The sequence below is a fragment of the Legionella feeleii genome, assembly GCF_001467625.1.
GTDB classification, from domain to species: Bacteria; Pseudomonadota; Gammaproteobacteria; order Legionellales; family Legionellaceae; genus Tatlockia; species Tatlockia feeleii.
The window spans coordinates 26514-47505 of sequence record NZ_LNYB01000085.1 but is presented as its reverse complement, the minus strand read 5'-3'; the positions used below and the strand labels follow the sequence as shown (position 1 = coordinate 47505).

Genomic DNA, 20992 nt, shown 5'->3' with positions numbered 1-20992 from the left:
AGTCTATAGCTGCGGTTGAATTAGACCATTTTAGACCAAGTGCTGACTGGGGCGCTTGAAGGATGATGAAAAAACACTTATTTTACAAATTAGGGAGTAAAATCTACCCGCTGCGCTGGTATATCATTATCCTATGGGTAGTCATAATCCTGGCCTGTGTTCCTCTGCTCATCAACATTGTTGCTCCTTTTAAAACAACCGGTTTTAAAGATGAGAATTCACAAAGTGCCAAGACCCAGGAATATATCGATAAGAAACTGGGTTACGACAGCGCTAATAAATTTCTGATTATCTATCAGAGCAATCATCTTCGGGCTAACCAATCCCTATTTAATAAGAAAATCAAGCAATCCCTTTCGGGTTTGGAAAATTTCCCTATTAAACATGACATTTTCCTCCCCTCAGACAACAAACATCAAATTTCCAAGGATAAGCATTCTGCCTATGTAGTCGTAATTGTTAAAAGCCAGGAACCTCTTGATGCTGACATGCTAGCCAAATTTACAGCTGCAATAAAAAAACCATCCAATATGACTATTGAAATGGGAGGGCAGGCTATTTTTGTTAGAGAGATCAATAAAGAGACTCAGCACGATCTCTATAAGGCCGATTTTATCGCAACACCGGTGGCAATTATTACCTTGTTAGTCGTTTTTGGCTCCCTAACTGCCGCGTTGCTGCCTATTCTTTTGGGCGGCGGATGCGCGCTCATTATCCTTACCGCCCTTTATATTTTAGGAGAATCGTGGACTCTCTCTGTCTATACCTTGAATATTGCTTTATTGCTGGGTCTCTGCCTGAGTCTGGATTATTCCCTATTTATCATCAGTCGCTTTCGCGAAGAATTACATAATGGCATCGATATAAGCGAAGCCATTGCCATTACTGCAGAAACCGCGGGAAAAGCTATTTTTTTCAGTGGCCTGGCCGTTCTTATCAGTATCAGCGCTTTATTTCTTTTCCCTATTAATATTTTATTTTCTATGGCTGTTGGCGGGATCGTTGCTGTGGTGGTTGCGGTCATTACGGCTGTCATCGTACTCCCTGCTTTTCTTGCTGTTCTCAAAAACAAAATTAATCTTTTTTCGATCCATCTACCCGGAAAAAATAAGGGCCATCACTCGCCTGCCTGGCGTTGGCTAGCAGAAAAAGTTGTTGCTCATCCTTTATACTTTTTTTTTCCGATTCTTATTTTATTACTCCTGCTTGGTTATCCATTCTTGTCGGCCAAATTTGGCGTATCAGATTATCGCATTACTCCTAAAGAATCTGAGAGCCGACAGTTTTTTAATACCTACGAAGAAGAATTTGATGTCAAATCATTAACCCCAATTTTGTTATTAATTCAATCTCCCCATCATTATATTTTGTCGCAAGATAGTCTTTCCAAAATCTATACTTTAGTACAAAAACTAAAAGACCATCCCTCTATTGATGGGATTAGCGGGGTAGTCTCGTCTGATGGAAAATTAACCAAGAAACAATATATCAACCTGTATTCCACACCTAAGAAATTTTTGGCTGCTAATATAAAAAAATTATTAGCGACAACAACAGGCTATTCTTTTGCGGTATTAAATGTTAGTAGCAATTATGAAAGCAATGACGCTCAAACAATACAACTAGTTAAAACGCTAAGAAACACTAAAGTGTCTGCGGGACTGACTATGGAAATTACTGGGACACCAGCCCTCAACGTTGATGTTTTAACCCGTATTTCTCAGATTTTACCTTGGGCTTTGTTATGGATTATGGTTTTCACTTATCTCATTTTACTTCTGCTATTACGTTCTTTATTTATTCCTATTAAAGCCATTCTCATGAATTTATTAAGTCTGAGTGCCTGCTATGGTGCTCTTGTGCTCGTATTTCAGGATGGTTATTTAGCGAAATACCTTAATTTTGAACCCCAGGGAATGTTGGATATCAGTCTTTTAGTCATCATCTTTTGCGCCCTCTTTGGGTTCTCGATGGACTATGAGGTTTTTCTCCTATCGCGAATAAAAGAGGCTTATGAAAAAAATGGCCATCATAACAATAAAAGTATTATTTCGGGCATTGAGCGGAGCAGTCGCATTATTACCAGTGCCGCACTCATCGTTATCTTCATTTGCGGTTCATTTTTAGTTGCCGATGTATTAATGGTGAAAGCCTTTGGGCTTGGCATCGCGGTGGCGATTTTTGTGGATGCTTTTTTAATTCGAACGCTCCTGGTTCCCTCCACTATGGTATTGCTTAAAGAATGGAATTGGTACCTGCCCAAATGGCTAGATAAGATTTTGCCAAAACTATAATTATAGAAAATGGAGTATGGGTTAACTTTGATAGGAAGGAAGAAAAATTGAAAAGGAAAACTGCCGATACCCTGCATGAAATGTTTGAGCTGCAAGTTAAACAAAGACCGCAAAAAATTGCCGCTATTTTTGAAAGACAAGCAATTAGTTACGCTCAATTAAATCAGAGGGCAAATCAGCTAGCCCATTATTTGCGGACATTGGGAGTGACCGCAGAAACGCAAGTTGCCCTCTGCATGAATCGCTCCATCGATTTTCTTATTGCGATTATGGCAATTTTAAAGGCAGGGGGAGCCTATATTCCCTTAGATCCTTCATCTCCTGAAGAACGGTTATTACTCATTCTACATGAAGGATCAACTTCCATTCTCATCACGACGAGTGAATGGAAAACAAAATTTACTCGCTACCAGGGAAAAACCATCCTTTTTAATGAAGATGAGGAACTGTGCAAGCAATCACTTGATAATCTTCAATCAGTCACTTCCCCTCATCACCTGGCTTATATAATTTATACGTCTGGTTCAACTGGTAAGCCTAAAGGTGTACTCATTGAGCATGAGGGTGTTGTCAATTACGCGAAGTGGTTTGCTGATTCTTGCACGTTAAACACACAACAATTGGTTGATTTTTCTTCCAACCCGTCTTTTGATTTTGCGCTAACAACCTCGCTTGTGCCCTTGACAATTGGCTTAACCGTTGTGATTTGTGAAGATAAAGTTAAAAAAGATCCTGGTCTGTATCTGAATTATCTTGTCACCAGCAAAGTCAATTTCATTAAATTAACGCCCAGTTATTTTAGAGTCTTGTTACATCAGCTAAAAATTAAGTGCAAGCCTCTTCATCATCTGAAAAAAGTCATGTTGGCAGGAGAAAATTTAGCCGCTAGTGATTGTGCAGCCTGGTTGAGTTTTTATCCCAAACATCGTTTGTTTAATGAATACGGTCCTACGGAAACCACTGTTGCTGTTTGTCTATATCAAATTGACTCTACAAATATTTCCAGTCTGGGAGCGAATGTACCTATTGGTAGGTTGGTTCCTAATTGCCAATCTTATCTCCTTGATGAAAATGGCTTGCCTGTTGCTGATGGAGAGATCGGTGAACTTTATCTAGGCGGTTGTTGTCTGGCCCGTGGATATCTAAACAATAAGACATTAACAGAGCGATACTTTATTAAAGACCCCTTCAACAATGCCCCCAATGCTCGCTTGTACAAAACCGGAGATTTATGTCGCCGACTACCTGAGGGGGAACTTGAGTGCATCGGAAGAATCGATCATCAGATAAAGATACGAGGCTTTCGTGTAGAACCAGCCGAGATTGAACACTGTTTAGCTGCTCATCACCAACTCAAATCCGCAGCAGTCATTACTGCAGATGGATATCGCAAGGAGAAAATATTAGTCGCCTACTACATTCTGAAAGATAAAAATCAGGCTGTAAGTGACAATGAACTGCGACAATATTTAAAGCAGTACTTGCCTGATTTCATGATTCCTTCTTGCTTTGTCAGCGTAGAATCCTTTCCCCTCAATACCAATGACAAGCTAGACACCGTCGCCTTGCCTGCGCCCTCCTTCACTCCAACCATAGGACAGGTGGCACCCGAGACCCCCCTGGAGAAAATACTTGCTGAAATTTGGTCGGAGGAATTAGGTATAAAACCAATTGGTATTCATGATGATTTTTTTGATTTGGGAGGACATTCTTTGTCGGCAGCGAGAATTATTACAACCATTAATCACGCTCTAGGAAAAGAAATCAGTTTACAAAATTTTTATCAGAAGCCAACCATCGCAGCTGTGGCCAGCTTGCTCGATCAATTACAAGAAGTAAGGCAGCAAACAGATAGTTATGCGGAGACTTATAAGGATAAGAATCAGCTGCCATTGAGTGATTTCCAATTCACTTTATGGCTATCAAATACCTTTGAATCCAAAGCCAAAAAATTAAATATCTGTGCGCGAGAACGTGTGCAAGGGATGTTGGATTTAGAAAAACTAAAGACTGCCTTGGCTTTGATTATTAAAAAACATGAAACCTTATGCTACCGAATATTCTCTTTTCGTCCTGTCCAGTCTCTCCAGAAAAATCTTCCTCCTGAGATCGCAGTAAAAAATCTCGCATCGCTGCCTGAGAAAGAAAGCGAGGTTGTTTTAGAGACTTCCTTTAATGAGTTGAGGGCACTCTATCCCTGGCCTAAAAATCAACCTCTGATAATGGTTCGTTTATTTTATTTAAAGGGCAGAAACACAGAAATCCAACTTTGTATGCCTCATATTATTTCTGATCATGTTTCACCTGCAATCTTGTTCTCTGACTTATCCAATTTTTACCTCTCGGCTCAGTCGCCATCGTTGAACAGAGATACCCGTTATCGAGAATATATATTCAAAGAACAAGCCTATACTCAAACTTATTTCAATCGCGACTTTATGTTCTGGGAGGACTATCTGGAGGATGCTTCTTTATTTACCTTTCCCGCCGAATATGTTGTAGCCAATATGAAGAAAAGCCAAATTCCCTATTCAACGTACACAGAAATCTCTCAGGAGGCACTGCAAAATCTACGTCTATTCTGTGCACATAATCATATAAGCCTTAATGATGGTTTGAGTAGTGTAATTTTGTTAGCTCTGCGTAATTGCTGTGGCTACAAGCTCAATGCACATTCCTCCATCTGTATGACTAAAGTTAAATCCACTCGCGATGATCATAACTATGATAAAACCATCGGTTGCTTCTTGGAGCTGGAGCTAATCAAGGCACAGATTAACAAGCAATCTACCCTAAGCTCCGTCTGCAGAGAGGTTCATGCATCGATTATGGCTACCAGCCCTTATCAAAAATGCTCTAATATAGTAAAGCTCGCCAGTATAGGCACCTTCCGAGAGCCTAAAAAAATTAAAGAATATGGTGTCAAACTACTAACCTGGTTATATAGTTGTTTATTCCCTAACCTTCAATTAAACCGAAAAATCCTCAACTGCTGTGGACGTTTAAATTCTTTTAAAGGTAATAATTTTCTCATCAATATCAATATGCATACTGATTTTTTAACCTCAGAAAAGGAGAATACCTCGCTATTTGGATTAAAAGCGAAAAATCTAAACAATTATCAATATGATTTATTGGAAGTAGATAATTTTCTCGATATTTGCTTTCTGCGTATGGCCGATAACAGACCCCACATGGCTATTTCAGCCAATTTGACTACGGATTTTCGTGAGAGGCTTGCCAAAGAAATCCTGCGAATTATGAAAGAGGATACCAAACAATATTATCCAAAAGATCAATCAATGTTTTGTGGTTAAGCTGAATTCTGATAAAGTCTTTAGGAAAATCATTAAATTAGCAAGGATCAAGGATGATAAGAAAGTTTTTTATTGTCATCACTGCCTATCTGTTTGTTCAAACTGCAATGGCATGTGATAGGGCTGTACCTACAAACGATGCGAACTTTTGCTCGTCGTTTAAATCAGTGGCAGCCTGTTACTGCACATCGTCAGGACTCCCCTCAGGGATGTGTCAAGATGTGAGAAAGCTTTACGCACGATTGTTAATTATATATGGTTCACTTCAAACAGCTTGTGACCGCCAGAAATATACGACCTCTCAGGATTGTATGGATAACTGGAATTGCTATCTGTTTGGTAAGGTTAATTCTCCAGGCCGGATTTGTAGTAAAGCCTGCCAATAATTTTTGTTAGCTAAGTTATCTCCTAATTTCTCAGGAAAGAAATTAGGAGAAGAGAGAGAGTGTTTATTGTGATTGTCAAAAATTTGTTACTGGCTACGATGTTACCCTTGTATTTGTATTCAATGAGTGGTCATGCTGGTGAGGGAGGATCTCCCTTTCATCCTCGTTTTTATATTGGTGCACTTGGAGGTTATGCTTCAACGACATGGCACGGCTTGGTCCCCTCCCAAGAAAATCAAAATTTAGCCCTAAATGTGTCCACTCCAATTCATACCAGAGAGGGCGGTGGAGGTTGGGGGGCTTTTGCTGGACATGAATTTTCCCCTTCTTTCGCCATCGAATTTAGTTATATGCACTATCCTAAAGCGGAAATCTCATTTGATTCTTCGAGCTTATTCAGCTTCGAGAATAATGAATCGACAACATTTTCTACTAAAACGGAAACAGTCAATTTAACCGGCAAAATTATGCTGCCTATCTACAATACTTCCCTTAGACTTTTTTCCAGTGCCGGTGTTGCAGGCGTACATCGAGATGATTTACTGGTGGAAGACTGGCGTCTGAGCCCAACTTTCAGTGTCGGATTAAATACGCCCCTGGGAGAACACCTCATGGCTGAAATCGCTGGAAATTATACCGCTGGATATGGGGAGTCGCAGTTAAACCCTGTAAATACCTTTTTTCCTTTTTTATACTCGGTTGTTGGACGCTTGGCTTATTTTTTTTAAGGAACAGCCGCATCGGGCTGTTCTCATAACTCATTCTCATGTTGGTATATACTTTTATTAGAGTAACTCACCAAATCATGGAGTGATCATGCATAAATTAATTGAGATTGAAGGAATTGGTGAACACTATGCTGCACTTCTGCAAACGGCAGGCATTGAAAACCAAACTCAATTGCTAGACGTTTGTGGTGATCGCAATGGCCGACAAACCATTGCAGAAAAAACGGGTATCAGTCCTAAGCTAATCCTGAAATGGACTAATCAAGCTGATCTGGCACGCATCAAAGGTATCAGTGAGGAATATAGTGAATTATTAGAACGCAGTGGAGTGGATTCAGTCCTGGAATTGGCACAGCGCCGCCCAGACAATTTGCATCAAGCACTCCAGGCAACCAATGAACAGAGTAAACTGGTGCGCCAGCTGCCAAGTTTATCGCAAGTTGAATCTTGGATAATCCAGGCAAAAAAACTGCCTCAAGCTGTATACCATTAAGTTAATAGCGTCTGGCACTAGCATTCGTGCCTTGAAATGTGTAAGGCCTCTTCTTAATAGAGACCTACCGTCGTTTTATGCCTAAGGCAGTCAATAAAGAACGCATTAGATCACGCATAATTTGCCGTACCACCTGACGAAATAAGGTGTTTTTACTTATTTGCTCTATCATGCCAGGCTCCTGAGAACTTGCCGTGCCTCTCTGGGTTGTAGCATCGGTAGTACTTGTTTGCGTTGCACTCGCCACTTGCTTGGCCAATATTTCTTTAGCCGATTCGCGTTCTATACGCTGTCCATAGCGAGCGATTAACGTTGACTGTGCCACAACGGCAGCTAACTCTTGCTGGTTGAGCACCCCCATGCGTGATTCCGGAGCACGTATCAAACATTCAACAAGCGGTGTCGGTTCTCCTTTGGCATTCAAACCGCTGACCAACGCTTCACCAATTCCTAAAGCAGTCAATAATTGCTCTGTATTGTAATACGTAGAAGGTGGGAAATTTTGTGCCACCAGCTTCATCGCCTTGCGATCTTTAGCGGTGAAAGCACGTAAGGCATGTTGTATTTTTAAACCAAGCTGGCTCAATACCGCATCGGGAATATCATTGGGTGTTTGCGTACAAAAAATTAAACCCACTCCCTTGGAACGAATTAATTTAACCATTGTCTCCAATAAACTTAATAAAGCTTTACTGGCATTACTGAAAATTAAATGTGCTTCATCAATAAAGAGAATTAGCTTCGGCTTAGGTGGATCACCGAGTTCGGGCATCACTCGATAAACATCAGATAATAACTTCAGCATAAACGTAGAAAATAATTTTGGTTTATCTTGCATATCCAACAAACGCAAGATTGAAATTATCCCCTGGCCTTGAGGATTAGTACGCACCAAATCCATGACGTTAAATGCTGGCTCGCCAAAAAATTTGTCACCGCCCTGAGCCTCAAGTTCAATAATTTTACGAACAATAGTCCCCACCGATGACGTGGCTACAGAACCAAAAGCAGCTTCAATTTTTGCGCTACCGGCATCGCTTTGGGCAAATTGTAACAACGCTTTAAAATCAGCCAGTTCAATCAAGGGTAACTTATTATCTTTTGCATATTCAAAAAGAACAGTGATAACGCCTGCTTGTGTTTCATTCACATCAAGCATGCGGGAAAACAGGACAGCACCAAAATCACTAATGGTTGAGCGTAAAGGAACACCTTCCTGGGTTGACTCATTTAAAGTGAGCATTTCAACCGGAAAGGCACGTGGTGCATAACTAAGATTTAACGATTTGCTACGTGATAATAAAAACTCAGACGTTTCACCTGGTAGAGCCAGGCCAGAGATATCGCCTTTGATATCCATGACTAAACTCGGGACCCCTTGGAGGGAAAGTTGCTCACTAAGCACTTGAATAGTTTTGGTTTTACCACTACCGGTTGCGCCAGCAATCAGACCATGGCGATTTAAGGATTTAAGCACCAAATTGACTGGTGAGTCAGCAAGCAATTGTTCATTAAGAAGAATGCCGCCTAATTGCAAGGCAGGAAACTCTCCTGCTTGATAGGGATTGCGTAAATCATCGTACATAGCAACATCCTTGTTGACCTATAATGCATTAATTATAACTCAGATTTTTGCAGCAGATTCAATTGGTTTACAATTCTGTTTTAATTGCAAAGGCTCTTTTATCCACCTTCTCCGAGTTGTCAGAATCGCTGCTCGAGTCGCGGCTCATCCCCAGCCAGGCTAGGGTCATGCTTCTGAGTATTATCAGTGGGTTGAGACGTTGACCAAAACAAAGAGCGCAGAGAACTAACATAACTAATTGAACCTTGAACCAGCTCACCTGCCTTTTTACGAGACAACCAGCTTTCCTGAGAAGAAGCTGCGCCTAAACCGCGTTTTTCCTGCATACTATCATCTATAACGACAACACGCTCATGCTCACGCTGCTCAGGTCCATTGTCTCCTGCCATTTCCTCTCTACTGGCAGGCTTCGACCAGTTAAAGATATTCGGAACGTATTGAGTAATACCAGCTAACAAGCCAGAGAAAAATTTGTAAATGGCTTGACCAACACTAATCTTTACCTGGGCATCCAAAACAGGAACTTGCAGATCCAAAGGTATCTGTTCCTCTAATTGCTCTGGCCCAGCCAGATCAAAAGTATCGCGCACGAATCGAATGCCCGCGTTAATTACAGCAAAATAAAACGCTTTTTTGCGCTCAAATAGCCCTATACGCACCCCGTTATCCCTTTCCGGATTCAGAGCAAAGTCTTCATCGAAAAAAGTTGTGGAGGCGGCTCTAATTATCGCGTTACGTATAGAACCTTCTTCATCCTCTAGCTCCTGGGACCATAGCTCTACAAAATCAGCAGGCGTTTCATAAACACTGATTGGGAAAGGAAGCAGCTCTTTTGAAAGTTCATCGTACAGAGCAGCATTTTGCTCCGATGTAAATTCACTCCCTACACTATCGATAAATTGCCCCAAAAAATCACCTTTTTTTATCTCAGCCCACCTCTGACGCGCTGCTTCCCGAGCCGCTTCAGCAAGCCGTTCTACTTCCTCTTGCCTTGCTAGTTGTACTTCTACTGTTAAAGGCAGTTGGGCATAAGGTAATAAGGCGACCTCTTCTCCTTGAACATCTGAAAAAGGATTAAATTTTGCCTTCATGCTTTCAGGGTATCGGCCCCATCCGGAAGAAGGAAGATAGTGTTCCAGTATTCTAACCCCATACTTCGTTATACCCGTGTCATGGTAAAGAATACCGTCTTTTATACGATAAAATTCATTTCTAAGCGGCCGTTCATCTTCCAGACTATAATTGACAGACCAAATACCATCAGCCTCTGGTTCCCATGCTTCTGCCAAAGAAGGATTATCTTCGCGGGCAGGGGCACTTTCTGCGTGCACTACACCACCTTCCTGTACAAAACGCACCCACTTGCTATCTTTTTGAGACCAGAATGTTCCAATGATCATAATTTGATACCGGTTGATTATTTTTAATGCCACAGCATAACATACTAAAGCTTAAGTAAAGCTTAAAATATAAACATTTGTCTTAATGATTTTTCATTAACTCGCTAAAGCGTCTGGCAATTTGGACATAACCCATAAATATTCAAAGCATGGTCTGTCATTTTAAAATTGGCTTTCTCTGCAATCATACGTTGCCGTTGTTCGATAGTTTCATCAATAAATTCTTCTACCCTGCCGCATTTTACACAAACCAAATGGTCATGATGCTCCCCTTGGCTGAGTTCAAATACCGAATGACCACCTTCAAAATTATGGCGGGCAACCAAACCAGCCGCTTCAAACTGCGTGAGCACACGATAAACTGTTGCCAAACCAACATCCTCCCCCATATCCAGTAACGCTTTGTATACACTCTCTGCACTTAAATGATGATCTCGTGATTGCTCTAAAATCTGTAATACTTTCAAGCGGGGCATCGTGATCTTTAATCCGGCGTCTTTTAATTGCTGGCTCTCTTCCACAAGCACTCCTCTGCGTGATATTCAACACCTTTGATCAGGTGTCTTTCTATGGATGGCATGCTATTATGGCGAAATTTTTCACGACAGGCAAAAAAATGCGAATTAGAACCATTCTCATTAGTATCGCGTTAACCTTAACACTTACCCACTGCGCGGACTATGATTTTTCGAGACGGATTGTGCAACAAGGTAATTTATTACCCCAAAGCAAAGTTGAACGTTTAAGACTAGGTATGAGTAAACATGACGTTGCAATTCTCATGGGCACAAGTTTACTAAGCCCCACTTTTAACAATGAGCGCTGGGACTACGCCTATACCTGGCGTAAAGGCGGCAATGCCCTGCGCGTACGCAACTTAAGCTTATATTTTTCTCATGGCGTGTTATCGCGTATTGAGCATCATCCATAAATATTGTATCCAGTGCTGCCAAGGCCAAGGCCAAGGCAGCACTGGATTCCGCTCACGTAAGCGTATTAGATATCGAGTTAATCTTTTGCCTTGGCGCGTTGTCTTCTTTTCTCTTTTGGGTCCAAAGTTAAATGCCTGTAAATTTCAAGGCGATCGCCTGGTTTTAATACCGTATCCATCGCAACACGTTTGGTAAAAATCCCTATCGGCAACGTTTGCACCTCTGGATGAGTCTCAAAAATACCTGACTCCTTAAGTGCATCCGCAACCGTTGCTCCCGCTTGTAAAGCGAGTTTTAATTGTATGGTTGCCTGATCAGCGGCTATATAAACAATTTCAACGTTTACCATAAAGCATCTCAGCGCGATCGCAAAAGGCATCTACCATTTTGTCGGTAACTTGTTCAAAGACTGGACCTAAAAGCATTGAAAACATACGGCCGGCAAATTCAAATTCCAAATCAAATGACACTTTACAACCTTCCGGAACTTCATCAAAACGCCAAAAACCTTCCAAATGGCTAAAGGGCCCATCGACCAAACGAATTTCAATCATCTTGTTTGCCTGCAGACGGTTACGAGTAGTAAATGATTTACTCATTCCAGCCGCTGAAATAACTAAGGTTGCCTGTACTTCATCCTCATCGCGATGATGTACCAGGCTTTGTGCGCAATAAGGTAAAAACTCGGCATACTGCTCGACATTATTAACCAGGCCATACATTTGCTCACATGTAAAAGGAACCACACGGGATTTTTTTACAACAGTCATCAAAAGTCTCCTTTTACTTGGGTTCTGATCCAACGAGCCAAATCAGCGATTTCCTCGGCACAGATAGCATGATCAATTGGATATTCATTAAAGGTTAAGTTTTTATACCCTGTTGCGGTTAACCAGGCCGCTGTTTGCTTAGTCCAGACAGGTGAAACAACAGAATCATATTGTCCGCCAGCAAGAAACAGTGGTGTATTTTTAGCAAGAACGGGTTTGCACTGAGTTGCCAATAGCAAATAAGCAGATAGAGCCACAACCCCAGCAAGCGGTGTTGTCAGATTTAAGGCCGTATATAAAGCCATTGCCCCACCTTGAGAAAAGCCAGCCAACATAATTTGATTGGTCGAAAAGCCTTGGTCAATCTGGGCATCAACAATCTGGCGAATGTAGTTTTGCGAAGCCAAAATACCTTCTTGATCTTCACGATCGGTCAGTTGCATACCAAGAATATTGTACCAAGCACGCATCGACATACCATTATTGATAGTAACCGGCCGGACTGGCGCATCAATAAAAACATGGCGAAGTGCTACATCACCAAGGGGCAATTGTTCAACTAACCCCATCATATCCGAGGAATCAGCGCCTAAACCGTGCATCCAAATCATACAAGCTTTCGCCTGCTGTGTTGGCTCTTTTACATAAACGTTCAACATAGCTCCAACAAAAAACTCAAATTATCACCAAAGCGCTTCCCTATAGCAATAGACCTCTTTCGAAACACCAGGGTCTGTCGACATTTCGCTGGCTTGAGCCAACAAGCGTTGATTTTCGTTTATCGCAGCACCGTTCACAGGAGAGTAACGTAGCAGCGAAGCACAGGAAATCAACGCTTTTCAGCCGGCATAGTAGAAATGTCAACCGCCCCTGATAGCACTTTCATCATGAATTCACTATACTCTGTCATTTATTATTGCAGATTATGCATGATGCGCTTCCTTACCATTATACTTATTATTTGGACATCTCTGGTATTATCAGCTTGCGGGCAAAAAGGCCCTCTCTATCTGCCTACTGATACGCAAACAGCAAAGAAATCCTAGTTGCCCCAATTAATTAATGAGCCGCCAAATGACTATTCAATTTACCAAGATGCACGGTTTAGGTAATGACTTCATGGTGATCGATGCCATTCGCCAGCAAATCGATTTATCTCCGAAACAAATTGCCCTCCTTGCCAAACGTGATACAGGAGTCGGTTTTGACCAATGTTTACTCGTTGAAACCAGCAAAGAAAAAGGCATTGATTTTTTTTATCGCATTTTTAATGCGGATGGGCAGGAGGTAGGGCAATGTGGTAATGGCGCCCGTTGTCTGGCTCGTTTTGTTTTTCATTATGGTTTAACCACTAAAAAAAGAATAACTGTTGCAACCTGTACGACCAAAATGCACCTGGAACTGCATGACGATCAAACGGTTACCGTTAATATGGGACAACCTAATCTTGTGCCTGACGCGATTCCTCTGCAAGTAAAACAGCAAGCCCCTTTATATTCGTTACCACTCAACGACGGTACACTCTGGCAAGTACATGCCTTAAGTGTAGGCAACCCTCACGCAGTCAGTGTCGTAAACAATCTTGCTGAAATAGCAATAGACCGTCTTGGAAAAGAAATTAGTGAGCATTCCTTGTTTCCCGAGCAATGCAATGCTGGCTTCATGCAACTGATTGGCACCAATCAGATTCGTTTACGCGTTTATGAACGTGGCTGTGGTGAAACCCAAGCCTGTGGTAGTGGTGCGGTCGCTGCTGCAGCAATCGGCAGACTTTATCACCAGCTTGCACCTCAAATTCATATTACGCTGCCTGGCGGGGAATTGATTGTTGATTGGCCGGATATCAACGGCCCTATCTATCTAAGAGGCCCTGCAACCTTCGTCTATGAAGGAGTATTAATGTCATGCGTATAGTTATTTTAGGGGCTGGGCAGGTCGGAGGGACACTGGCACGTAATCTGGCTCGCGAAGATAATGATATCACGCTGGTCGATCTTAATGAGGATCGCTTGCGCGAATTACAGCATAAGCTTGATATCAAAACAGTACTGGGTTCAGCTGCCCACCCGAATATTCTCATTACTGCGGGTATAGAACAGGCGGACATGATAATTGCAGTAACCGATAGTGATGAAATTAATATGATGGGCTGCCAAATTGCCTATAGCTTGTTTCGCACCCCCACAAAAATTGCCCGCATCCGCTCGCGCTATTATTACGATTACCCACAACTATTTTGCAATGAACATGTACCTGTCGATGTATGTATTAGCCCAGAAAAACTGGTAACCGAGCATATTGAAAATTTAATTGACTACCCGGGCGTTACCCAGGTTCTCGAATTTGCTGAAGGAAAGGTTTTACTGGTTACTATTAAACCCCAGTCCGACGGGGTGATGGTAGGTAAAACTGTTGAGCAGCTTTATCAACATTTAAAGCCCATTGAAACACGAGTGGTTGCGATTTTTCGCGATAAAATTGCTATTGCCCCACAGGGTGATTGCGAAATTATGGCTGATGATGATGTCCTTTTCGTGGCCTCGCCCCCGGCAATTCAACAGCTTCTCATCGCCCTGGGACGTTATACCCATCCCAATCGCCGCATTATGATTGCTGGTGGTGGACACATCGGGACCAAACTGGCCCAGGCATTGGAAAAAAAATACCGTATCAAGGTGATTGATCGCAATTTGACCCATGCCAGTAAATTAGCCTCTCAATTGCATAAGGGTACTGTTTTGCAAGGTGATATTGCCGATCGCGATCTGCTCGTTAGTGAAAATATTGAATTTACCGATGTATTCTGCGCTGTCACCAACGATGATGAAGCTAATATCATGTCCTGTTTGCAGGCAAAACGTCTGGGGGCACGCCATGCCATTGCTTTGGTTAATCGCAATGCCTATGTGGAACTTATTGAAGACAGTCCCATTGATCATGCCATTTCTCCGCAATTAATTACTATCGGCAGTATTCTCACCAAATTACGTCGTGGGAACATGATCAAAGTGTATCGTTTACAAAATGACGAAGCTGAAACGATTGAATTGATTACTCACGGCGATGAGTTAACTTCCCAGGTTGTCGGACGTCAATTATCAGAAATTGAATTACCTCCCAGTTGTTCTATTGTCGCTGTTGTAAGAGGTGAAAAATTACTTATGGCAAATCCGCAACTGGTGGTTGAATCGGATGATCATGTCATCTTGCTGTTGCTAAAAAAACGCTACGTCCGTCAGGTAGAATCGCTATTTCAGGTAAACCTGGCCTTTACCAGTTGAAACACCAGACTTCTTTCGAAACTCGCTGCAGTGAGAGCAGCGCAAGGAGAAACGGCGCGCAGAACCGCAGTGTACACGTCAGTACATGAGGATTCGAGCACCGGATCGACGAAGCGATGCTCCAATGCAGTAGAGGTTTGAAAGAAGTCTCTGATTCCTCTATTGACCACTGCCCTCAACCTGGTGTTATGATTATCAGCCCAAAACCACTCTATTTGGCCAAGGTAAGATTAAAATAAGTAATGCAAATTAAAACCATCCTGCGCCTTTTAGGTTTGCTGTTAATGATGTTTAGCGTCAGTATGCTAACACCACTCATCATTAATCCGATATTTAATGAACATTTTTGGCTGCCTTTCGTCGCGGCTTTCACCTGTACGTTTGTTACTGGTAGTACACTTTGGCTGTGCTTTAGAACCCAGCACCACGAACTCAAAATCCGCGATGGTTTTCTGCTTGTCGTCTTATTTTGGTTTGTCCTTTGTTTTTTCGCTTCCCTACCATTTATATTCGCTCTTCGCCATGAAAATCATGGTTTAACTGACGCCCTGTTTGAATCGGTATCAGGATTTACAACGACTGGGGCAAGTATTATCAGACATTTAGACGGCCTACCCCATGCCATTTTGTTTTATCGCCAACAATTACAGTTTTTAGGGGGTATGGGTATTGTAGTCTTGGCAGTAGCCATCCTGCCTATGCTAGGCGTGGGCGGCATGCAATTGTTCAGGGCAGAGACACCAGGACCAATGAAAGATAGTAAATTAACCCCTCGCATTGCCCAGACCGCCAAAGCATTATGGTTCATTTATGTTCTATTAACGTTCCTTTGCATGTTGAGCTATTGGGCTGCAGGGATGGATTGGTTTGATGCCTTGGGCGAAAGCTTTACGACAGTCTCTACTGGCGGATTTTCGATGCACGATAATAGTTTTGCTTATTATCAAAACGATGCCATCGAGTTAATTGCCTGTTTTTTCATGTTATTGGGCGGCACCAATTTTGCCCTGCATTTTATTGCTTTTAAAAAGCGCAGCTTCATCCATTATTGGCAAGATGAAGAATTTCGTCTCTATGTCGCTTTTTTATTCACAGCCAGCTGCCTGGTAACGCTCAGTCTCGTCATGTACGGTTTTTTTGCCGCTGATCCGCACGCTCTGGTAAAAAGTTTATTTAATGTGATTTCAATGGCCACAACAACCGGTTTTATTTCCGCTCCATTTAATAGCTGGCCGACTTATGTACCCCTTTTACTGATGCTGCTATCAATTGTTGGCGGCTGTGCAACCTCAACTAGCGGCGGTGTAAAAGTCATACGTGCCCTGTTGATCTATAAACAAAGTAAACGTGAAATGGTGCGTTTACTACACCCCCACGCCATCATCCCCATTAAATTTGGTAGACATACTCTACCAGAACCTGTTTTACAATCCATGTGGGGCTTTATATCAGTGTTTATTGCTCTCTTTGCGGCTTTTATACTTTTATTTATGGCCTTAGGGAATGATTTGATCACCTCATTCGCAGCCATTACCGCAACGCTATCTAACGCGGGTGCAGGAATAGGTAGTATCCATGACAATTTTGCTGATCTTAGCGCCCCCAGCAAGTGGCTGCTTATCTTTTCCATGATCGCAGGCCGTTTGGAGATATTTTCTCTTCTTATCCTTTTTTCGCCTCATTTTTGGCAAAAATAGCAATCATCTCATTTTTGCTTGCTCTTCTTAAATGAAGTAAGCCCTATAAAGAAGGTAAAGACCAATAATCAGATAAAGAATGGCTGCAATAATGAGGTAAGCAGGGTTACGTAACCACCATTGCGCTACTTTTGTTAATAAATCCGGATTAATCAGGCGGTAAACTCCCCCGATCAAAACCAACCAGGCTATTAGAGTAATAATCACGGGCCAACCCATTACCCAAACATTATGACTTATTACCAAAAGCAAGCCCAAAATCACCGTTAATAGTGCAATAAAGAACATTAACGCCCGCTGTCCTAAAATATCGGTGATAATTGCCTTTAGTGCCTGTTGGCAGCACAACATATACAGACTGATAATCACAAAATACCAGCCAATCACTCGGGCTAAAAAAAGGGTTAAGTCCATGGTTATCTCCCTCTATCAGCGATTCCATTTAAAGTATAGTAAGAGCAGCCCTTTTTCGTCCTGTGTGGAGGACACTTTGCATAAAAAAATATATTATTTAATATTGCGTTAATTTTCTTCACGTAAAATAGGGTTCGCTAGAAGGAATGGGAATTAATAATACTTGCACTCTTAGCTAATTTTTTATACAATGCTGTGCTTGAAGTACATGACTTGGGGACATTAACCATGCTAGGATCAATAAAGAGATACGCTCAACCCGTACTTGATTCAGTAGAACATAATGGAAAAGCCGTGATCAATTTTCTCGATAAAGTTTTCGGGGCTATTGCAGGGGTTACTTTATTCTCGCTTACATCTCTCGTTCTGAACCTGCTTATGACGCTTGCTTTCCTGGCATTTACCTTATGTGTTCGAGTTGCTGTCCCAATAGTCGCGGCATTCTGGGCTTATAAAGTAACTCATAGCTTTTCTCTGACTCTTTTTACTACAGTAATGGCGCTTGGTCTTAGTCGCCTAATCCTTCCCCCCCTACTAGTACTCGGCAGCGTAAGATTAGTACTCAAAGCAATTGAAGACTTAGCCTATACTGTTCCTCATGGTTTAACCGAGGGTTATAACAAAGGCTTGGTGCAGGTTGCTAAACAATGGTGGAAGATTCCCTTTAGCTTTTTTAGTTATTTGCGCGCAGAAAATGAGAGTGTCCGGGCAATTAACCAGGACTTTTTTGAGCTGCCTAACTCATCATTCAACTCCCTTCAGGTAGCATTACAGCGATCATTTTACCACCCACAACCCAATGTGAAGGCTAAACTTACCCGACAAGAGTATAATGATTTAGAAATTGCCCCCACAAGTACGAAGTTCGAGCCCTTAACACCAGCTGAACTGGAAAGCGCCGCAAAAATTAGCGAACTCTCGACCGTTCTGACACAATATACAAATCTTAACAGTCGTCTGGATGAACTTGAAACAGGTAAGCTGGATGATGAGTTAATTGTCGCCACAGCTATAGAGAACCCGATCCTGTTAGTTAAGCAAGAACTTCAATCAGGTGTTTGGAAGGCAATCCCTGCTTATACGAAAATAAGTGACAAAGAAACGCTTTGGAGTTGGGTTTCAGGAGATGCAACAAATCCTTTTAATCGCGATCCGCTTGTTGATACTGCAACTACGCGTTACCGTTATAATGTCTATCAAGGCAAAGGCTCTTCGCAAGAACTGCGTCAAGCAGCAGAGACTATTCGTCAGAAACTATTAACTCCGGTGCTTGATCAGGCTCAGGTATCATCATCACCAGTAAATGATGTGGTTGACACTAGAACTGCTGGTTACTTCAGCCTCTTATCTGGTTTCTTTTCGAGAGGAACAGGCACAGTGAGCGCGCCAGTTATAAAGCCTACTGTGACAGATACCCCTTTTCCGCTCTAAATGCTTGCTGCTTTTATCTTGCTTTTGTTTTAGCTGCTCTTTATCCTTAGCTAAACATTGCAGGATAAAAGCTCATGACGAGAATCTTATATGGCGAACCAGCCTCCGTGTTTGTGCGCAAACCGCAAATCCTGATGTAAGAAAAGAGTCCCTCCTTTATTACCCAACCAGTTAATCCGATGTTGGCCGTTTCGGCAGAATTTGAAGCGATTAGCCCGCTAAGAAAAACTCCCGCATTCAGGGAGGGTGATTACGTATTAGCAGATTCATCGGCCATTTGTGCCTATCTCGAAAAGCAATACCCTTCCCCCTCTTTTTATCCCACCACTGCTGGAAGCTTTAGGTAAAGCACTCTGGTTTGAAGAATACGCCGATACAGCCTTATTTCAGGCCATTGCTCCTTGCTATTTATCAAACCGTACTTGCTGCTCCCCTCTACCGTAACCGCAGACCCGCTGAGCATGGAATTAACGAGGCACTTGCGGAAAACTTTCCACCGGTTGCGGCCTATTTGGAGGAACAGTTGCGTGGCACACGGTACCTGGTGGACGAGCAGTTTACGATAGCAGATATCGCCATCACGAGTATTTTTCTCAGCATGTATCAGTCAGGCTATCCCGTGGAGCATGCCAAATGCCCCCATCTAAGCACTTATCTGCGGCAGAATTTTCAACGTCCCAGCTTTCAATCCTGTATTCATGATGTGAATGCGGAATTAGAACGGGCAAGAAAGCTAATCTCTTACGCTTAACCTGGCGCCCCCGTATTAGCAGCATGCAATACGGGCATTCTCCTATACCTCACAAGCAGCGTTATTAACACTGGCCGCCTGCTTATTGTTCTCTGCAAGCTCTGGGCGAATGTCTTTTATACGATTATTGCTGTCAACGAAGACAACCTTAGGATTATGGTTCTGACAATGCTCTTCAGGAAGCTGGATAAAGGTTGCAATAATTACAATGTCGCCAGGCGTGACTAAATGAGCGGCGGCACCATTGACACAGACGTCTGTAGACCCTTTTTCACCAGTTATCGCATAGGTTTCAAATCGTGTTCCTGCGGTCACATTCCACACATGGACTGCCTCATTGGGTAAAATATTAGCCGCAGCAAGCAGTTCTGGGGACAGGGTGATACTCCCCTCATAGTCCAAATCAGCTTGGGTAATGCAAGCGCGATGAATTTTTGATTTCAACATTTTCCGATAAAACATGCCTAATCTCACCTTTTATTAATGCCACATGGCCAAGAAAAGGAGCCAATGGTAACATATAAACCAACCCCGGTAATTATGTTCCAAACATTATTTAGATTCAGACTTGGTATGGGGCAAAAATTTTTATTGTCGTTACGAACAAAAACCACTTTTTGTTCAGAATCAAGCTCGATTGTTTCTCTAAATGATCGCAAAGACTCGATTCTCAAGTTTTGTCCTGTCTAGAGAGAATTAGACCTGTTTTATCGATGATCCAAAGTCGTTCTATACTTAAAAAAATAACTATGGGATACGTCTATGGCAAAGACTTGTCTTCGCGTCGTTGTAGCGTTATTTTTTTGTTTATCTTTTAATGTAGATGCCTCTGTTAAAATTGGCACGCCAATCTATGACCCACCTTTTGTAGTTAATAATCCTGCCTATCCAATTGGGGGGTTCGATATTCAGTTGATGAATATAATCTGTGCACGTCTGCATTGGCAATGCCAATATATAGGCATGCCGTATTACGAGTTATTTTCCGCGCTGCAAGCAAACAAAGTCGATTTTTTACTGGGGGCAATCATTATTACACCCTCTAGTCAATCACAGTATTTATTTAGCATTCCTTACATGCCTAGCTCTGCCGGGTTTGTCACCATGCAGCAAGCCCCATTTAGACATGCAACAGATTTAGTAGGAAAAAAGGTAGGTTGCCTAAAAGGAAAGGAATACTTCAATTATCTCAATCAAAATTTTGTTGGCCAGTTCACGGTAGTTCCCTTTGAGCAGCCAAGGGATTTAATCCAGGCTCTTACTTCGAATGCAATTGATGCCATTTTCATGAACACCTACACAGCTATGTTTTTTATACATCAACATCCAACCAATATACGCCTACTGCCAGAGAAATTTTCATTAGGTGATGGTATTGCTATTGCAACAACGATGGACAACAGAGAACAAATAGAGCAAATAAATGAAGTCCTGGAGCAAATTCTAAATGATGGCACTTTTGTACGAATTTATAATTACGATTTTGAGTTTTTTATTCCGCAGTAACGTGGCT

At 42.1% G+C, this 20992-nt stretch carries 22 protein-coding genes; 14 read left to right on the top strand and 8 right to left on the bottom strand.

What is annotated here, in order from left to right; translation table 11 throughout:
• Positions 1-62 precede the first annotated feature (62 nt).
• The 5 genes from Lfee_RS12445 (at position 63) to Lfee_RS12430 (ending at position 7218) form a co-directional block, all read left to right on the top strand.
• A complete protein-coding gene (locus Lfee_RS12445; protein WP_058447316.1) occupies positions 63-2294 on the top strand; it encodes an MMPL family transporter in 2232 nt (743 codons plus the stop codon).
• 47 nt (positions 2295-2341) lie between these two features.
• Entirely contained in the window at positions 2342-5611 is a 3270-nt protein-coding gene (locus tag Lfee_RS12440; protein WP_058447315.1) for an amino acid adenylation domain-containing protein, read from the top strand.
• Between the two features lie 53 nt (positions 5612-5664).
• Positions 5665-5997: a hypothetical protein gene (locus Lfee_RS16800; RefSeq protein WP_082646652.1), complete on the top strand. Its 333-nt coding sequence runs from the start codon at positions 5665-5667 to the stop codon at positions 5995-5997.
• Positions 5998-6056: 59 nt separating this feature from the next.
• The gene (locus Lfee_RS12435) at positions 6057-6725 is read left to right on the top strand and encodes a hypothetical protein (protein WP_238584932.1); all 669 of its coding nucleotides are present in this window, start codon (positions 6057-6059) and stop codon (positions 6723-6725) included.
• Positions 6726-6813: 88 nt separating this feature from the next.
• Positions 6814-7218 carry a DUF4332 domain-containing protein gene (locus Lfee_RS12430; protein WP_058447314.1) on the top strand — a complete coding sequence of 135 codons (405 nt, stop codon included), beginning with the start codon at positions 6814-6816 and terminating at the stop codon, positions 7216-7218.
• Between the two features lie 64 nt (positions 7219-7282).
• Here Lfee_RS12430 and Lfee_RS12425 read toward each other — a convergent pair whose 3' ends face one another.
• The 3 genes from Lfee_RS12425 to fur all read right to left on the bottom strand — a co-directional run bounded on the left by Lfee_RS12425 (position 7283) and on the right by fur (position 10724).
• Positions 7283-8803: a helicase HerA-like domain-containing protein gene (locus tag Lfee_RS12425; RefSeq protein ID WP_058447313.1), complete on the bottom strand. Its 1521-nt coding sequence runs from the start codon at positions 8801-8803 to the stop codon at positions 7283-7285.
• Positions 8804-8922: 119 nt separating this feature from the next.
• A complete protein-coding gene (locus Lfee_RS12420) occupies positions 8923-10203 on the bottom strand; it encodes a hypothetical protein (protein WP_058447312.1) in 1281 nt (426 codons plus the stop codon).
• 104 nt (positions 10204-10307) lie between these two features.
• Positions 10308-10724, bottom strand: coding sequence for a ferric iron uptake transcriptional regulator (fur, locus tag Lfee_RS12415; protein ID WP_058447308.1), 417 nt, complete (start codon positions 10722-10724; stop codon positions 10308-10310).
• Positions 10725-10789: 65 nt separating this feature from the next.
• On the opposite strand from fur, the gene Lfee_RS12410 reads away from it, so the two are divergent.
• Positions 10790-11134 carry an outer membrane protein assembly factor BamE gene (locus Lfee_RS12410; RefSeq protein ID WP_058447306.1) on the top strand — a complete coding sequence of 115 codons (345 nt, stop codon included), beginning with the start codon at positions 10790-10792 and terminating at the stop codon, positions 11132-11134.
• A gap of 77 nt (positions 11135-11211) precedes the next feature.
• Here Lfee_RS12410 and Lfee_RS12405 read toward each other — a convergent pair whose 3' ends face one another.
• From Lfee_RS12405 to Lfee_RS12395, 3 genes are read right to left on the bottom strand one after another with little or no spacing between them, the layout of a single operon-like run.
• Complete coding sequence (locus Lfee_RS12405; protein ID WP_058447304.1) at positions 11212-11484, bottom strand: RnfH family protein; 273 nt, start codon at positions 11482-11484, stop codon at positions 11212-11214.
• Positions 11471-11905: a type II toxin-antitoxin system RatA family toxin gene (locus Lfee_RS12400; RefSeq protein WP_058447302.1), complete on the bottom strand. Its 435-nt coding sequence runs from the start codon at positions 11903-11905 to the stop codon at positions 11471-11473. The genes Lfee_RS12405 and Lfee_RS12400 overlap by 14 nt, the downstream gene beginning before the upstream one ends.
• Positions 11905-12564, bottom strand: coding sequence for an alpha/beta hydrolase (locus Lfee_RS12395; protein ID WP_082646651.1), 660 nt, complete (start codon positions 12562-12564; stop codon positions 11905-11907). Before Lfee_RS12395 ends, Lfee_RS12400 begins: the two co-directional genes overlap by 1 nt.
• A 270-nt stretch (positions 12565-12834) precedes the next feature.
• Here Lfee_RS12395 and lptM point away from each other — a divergent pair, with 270 nt between their 5' ends.
• The 4 genes from lptM (at position 12835) to Lfee_RS12380 (ending at position 16883) form a co-directional block, all read left to right on the top strand.
• Positions 12835-12951 carry an LPS translocon maturation chaperone LptM gene (gene lptM / locus Lfee_RS16795; protein ID WP_082646650.1) on the top strand — a complete coding sequence of 39 codons (117 nt, stop codon included), beginning with the start codon at positions 12835-12837 and terminating at the stop codon, positions 12949-12951.
• A 28-nt stretch (positions 12952-12979) separates the two neighbouring features.
• On the top strand, positions 12980-13819 hold the full coding sequence (dapF, locus tag Lfee_RS12390; protein WP_058447301.1) for a diaminopimelate epimerase: 840 nt from the start codon (positions 12980-12982) through the stop codon (positions 13817-13819).
• The gene (gene trkA, locus Lfee_RS12385) at positions 13810-15186 is read left to right on the top strand and encodes a Trk system potassium transporter TrkA (RefSeq protein ID WP_058447298.1); all 1377 of its coding nucleotides are present in this window, start codon (positions 13810-13812) and stop codon (positions 15184-15186) included. The genes dapF and trkA overlap by 10 nt, the downstream gene beginning before the upstream one ends.
• 242 nt (positions 15187-15428) lie before the next feature.
• Positions 15429-16883: a TrkH family potassium uptake protein gene (locus Lfee_RS12380; RefSeq protein WP_058447297.1), complete on the top strand. Its 1455-nt coding sequence runs from the start codon at positions 15429-15431 to the stop codon at positions 16881-16883.
• A 27-nt stretch (positions 16884-16910) separates the two neighbouring features.
• On the opposite strand, the gene Lfee_RS12375 is transcribed toward Lfee_RS12380, so the two are convergent.
• Positions 16911-17297 carry a hypothetical protein gene (locus Lfee_RS12375; RefSeq protein WP_058447296.1) on the bottom strand — a complete coding sequence of 129 codons (387 nt, stop codon included), beginning with the start codon at positions 17295-17297 and terminating at the stop codon, positions 16911-16913.
• Between the two features lie 228 nt (positions 17298-17525).
• On the opposite strand from Lfee_RS12375, the gene Lfee_RS12370 reads away from it, so the two are divergent.
• The 3 genes from Lfee_RS12370 (at position 17526) to Lfee_RS12365 (ending at position 19479) form a co-directional block, all read left to right on the top strand.
• Positions 17526-18728 (top strand): hypothetical protein, encoded by a 1203-nt coding sequence (locus Lfee_RS12370; protein ID WP_131753169.1) that lies wholly within the window; start codon positions 17526-17528, stop codon positions 18726-18728.
• 158 nt (positions 18729-18886) lie between these two features.
• Entirely contained in the window at positions 18887-19075 is a 189-nt protein-coding gene (locus tag Lfee_RS17915) for a glutathione S-transferase family protein (RefSeq protein WP_414092965.1), read from the top strand.
• Positions 19076-19086: 11 nt separating this feature from the next.
• Complete coding sequence (locus tag Lfee_RS12365; protein ID WP_058447294.1) at positions 19087-19479, top strand: glutathione binding-like protein; 393 nt, start codon at positions 19087-19089, stop codon at positions 19477-19479.
• A 42-nt stretch (positions 19480-19521) separates the two neighbouring features.
• Here Lfee_RS12365 and panD read toward each other — a convergent pair whose 3' ends face one another.
• On the bottom strand, positions 19522-19941 hold the full coding sequence (panD, locus tag Lfee_RS12360; RefSeq protein WP_058447292.1) for an aspartate 1-decarboxylase: 420 nt from the start codon (positions 19939-19941) through the stop codon (positions 19522-19524).
• 300 nt (positions 19942-20241) lie between these two features.
• Between panD and Lfee_RS12355 the strand changes: the two genes are divergently transcribed.
• Entirely contained in the window at positions 20242-20985 is a 744-nt protein-coding gene (locus Lfee_RS12355) for a transporter substrate-binding domain-containing protein (RefSeq protein ID WP_058447289.1), read from the top strand.
• Positions 20986-20992 lie beyond the last annotated feature (7 nt).

Coding starts and splice junctions, on each gene's coding strand:
- Lfee_RS12445 (WP_058447316.1), top strand. CDS start 63: ATGATGAAAAAACACTTATTTTACAAATTAGGGAGTAAAATCTACCCG.
- Lfee_RS16800 (WP_082646652.1), top strand. CDS start 5,665: ATGATAAGAAAGTTTTTTATTGTCATCACTGCCTATCTGTTTGTTCAA.
- Lfee_RS12405 (WP_058447304.1), bottom strand. CDS start 11,484: ATGGTAAACGTTGAAATTGTTTATATAGCCGCTGATCAGGCAACCATA.
- Lfee_RS12410 (WP_058447306.1), top strand. CDS start 10,790: ATGGCGAAATTTTTCACGACAGGCAAAAAAATGCGAATTAGAACCATT.
- trkA (WP_058447298.1), top strand. CDS start 13,810: ATGCGTATAGTTATTTTAGGGGCTGGGCAGGTCGGAGGGACACTGGCA.
- Lfee_RS12400 (WP_058447302.1), bottom strand. CDS start 11,905: ATGACTGTTGTAAAAAAATCCCGTGTGGTTCCTTTTACATGTGAGCAA.
- Lfee_RS12375 (WP_058447296.1), bottom strand. CDS start 17,297: ATGGACTTAACCCTTTTTTTAGCCCGAGTGATTGGCTGGTATTTTGTG.
- panD (WP_058447292.1), bottom strand. CDS start 19,941: ATGTTTTATCGGAAAATGTTGAAATCAAAAATTCATCGCGCTTGCATT.
- Lfee_RS12420 (WP_058447312.1), bottom strand. CDS start 10,203: ATGATCATTGGAACATTCTGGTCTCAAAAAGATAGCAAGTGGGTGCGT.
- Lfee_RS12355 (WP_058447289.1), top strand. CDS start 20,242: ATGGCAAAGACTTGTCTTCGCGTCGTTGTAGCGTTATTTTTTTGTTTA.
- lptM (WP_082646650.1), top strand. CDS start 12,835: ATGATGCGCTTCCTTACCATTATACTTATTATTTGGACATCTCTGGTA.
- Lfee_RS12380 (WP_058447297.1), top strand. CDS start 15,429: ATGCAAATTAAAACCATCCTGCGCCTTTTAGGTTTGCTGTTAATGATG.
- Lfee_RS12370 (WP_131753169.1), top strand. CDS start 17,526: ATGCTAGGATCAATAAAGAGATACGCTCAACCCGTACTTGATTCAGTA.
- Lfee_RS12425 (WP_058447313.1), bottom strand. CDS start 8,803: ATGTACGATGATTTACGCAATCCCTATCAAGCAGGAGAGTTTCCTGCC.
- Lfee_RS12430 (WP_058447314.1), top strand. CDS start 6,814: ATGCATAAATTAATTGAGATTGAAGGAATTGGTGAACACTATGCTGCA.
- Lfee_RS12395 (WP_082646651.1), bottom strand. CDS start 12,564: ATGTTGAACGTTTATGTAAAAGAGCCAACACAGCAGGCGAAAGCTTGT.
- dapF (WP_058447301.1), top strand. CDS start 12,980: ATGACTATTCAATTTACCAAGATGCACGGTTTAGGTAATGACTTCATG.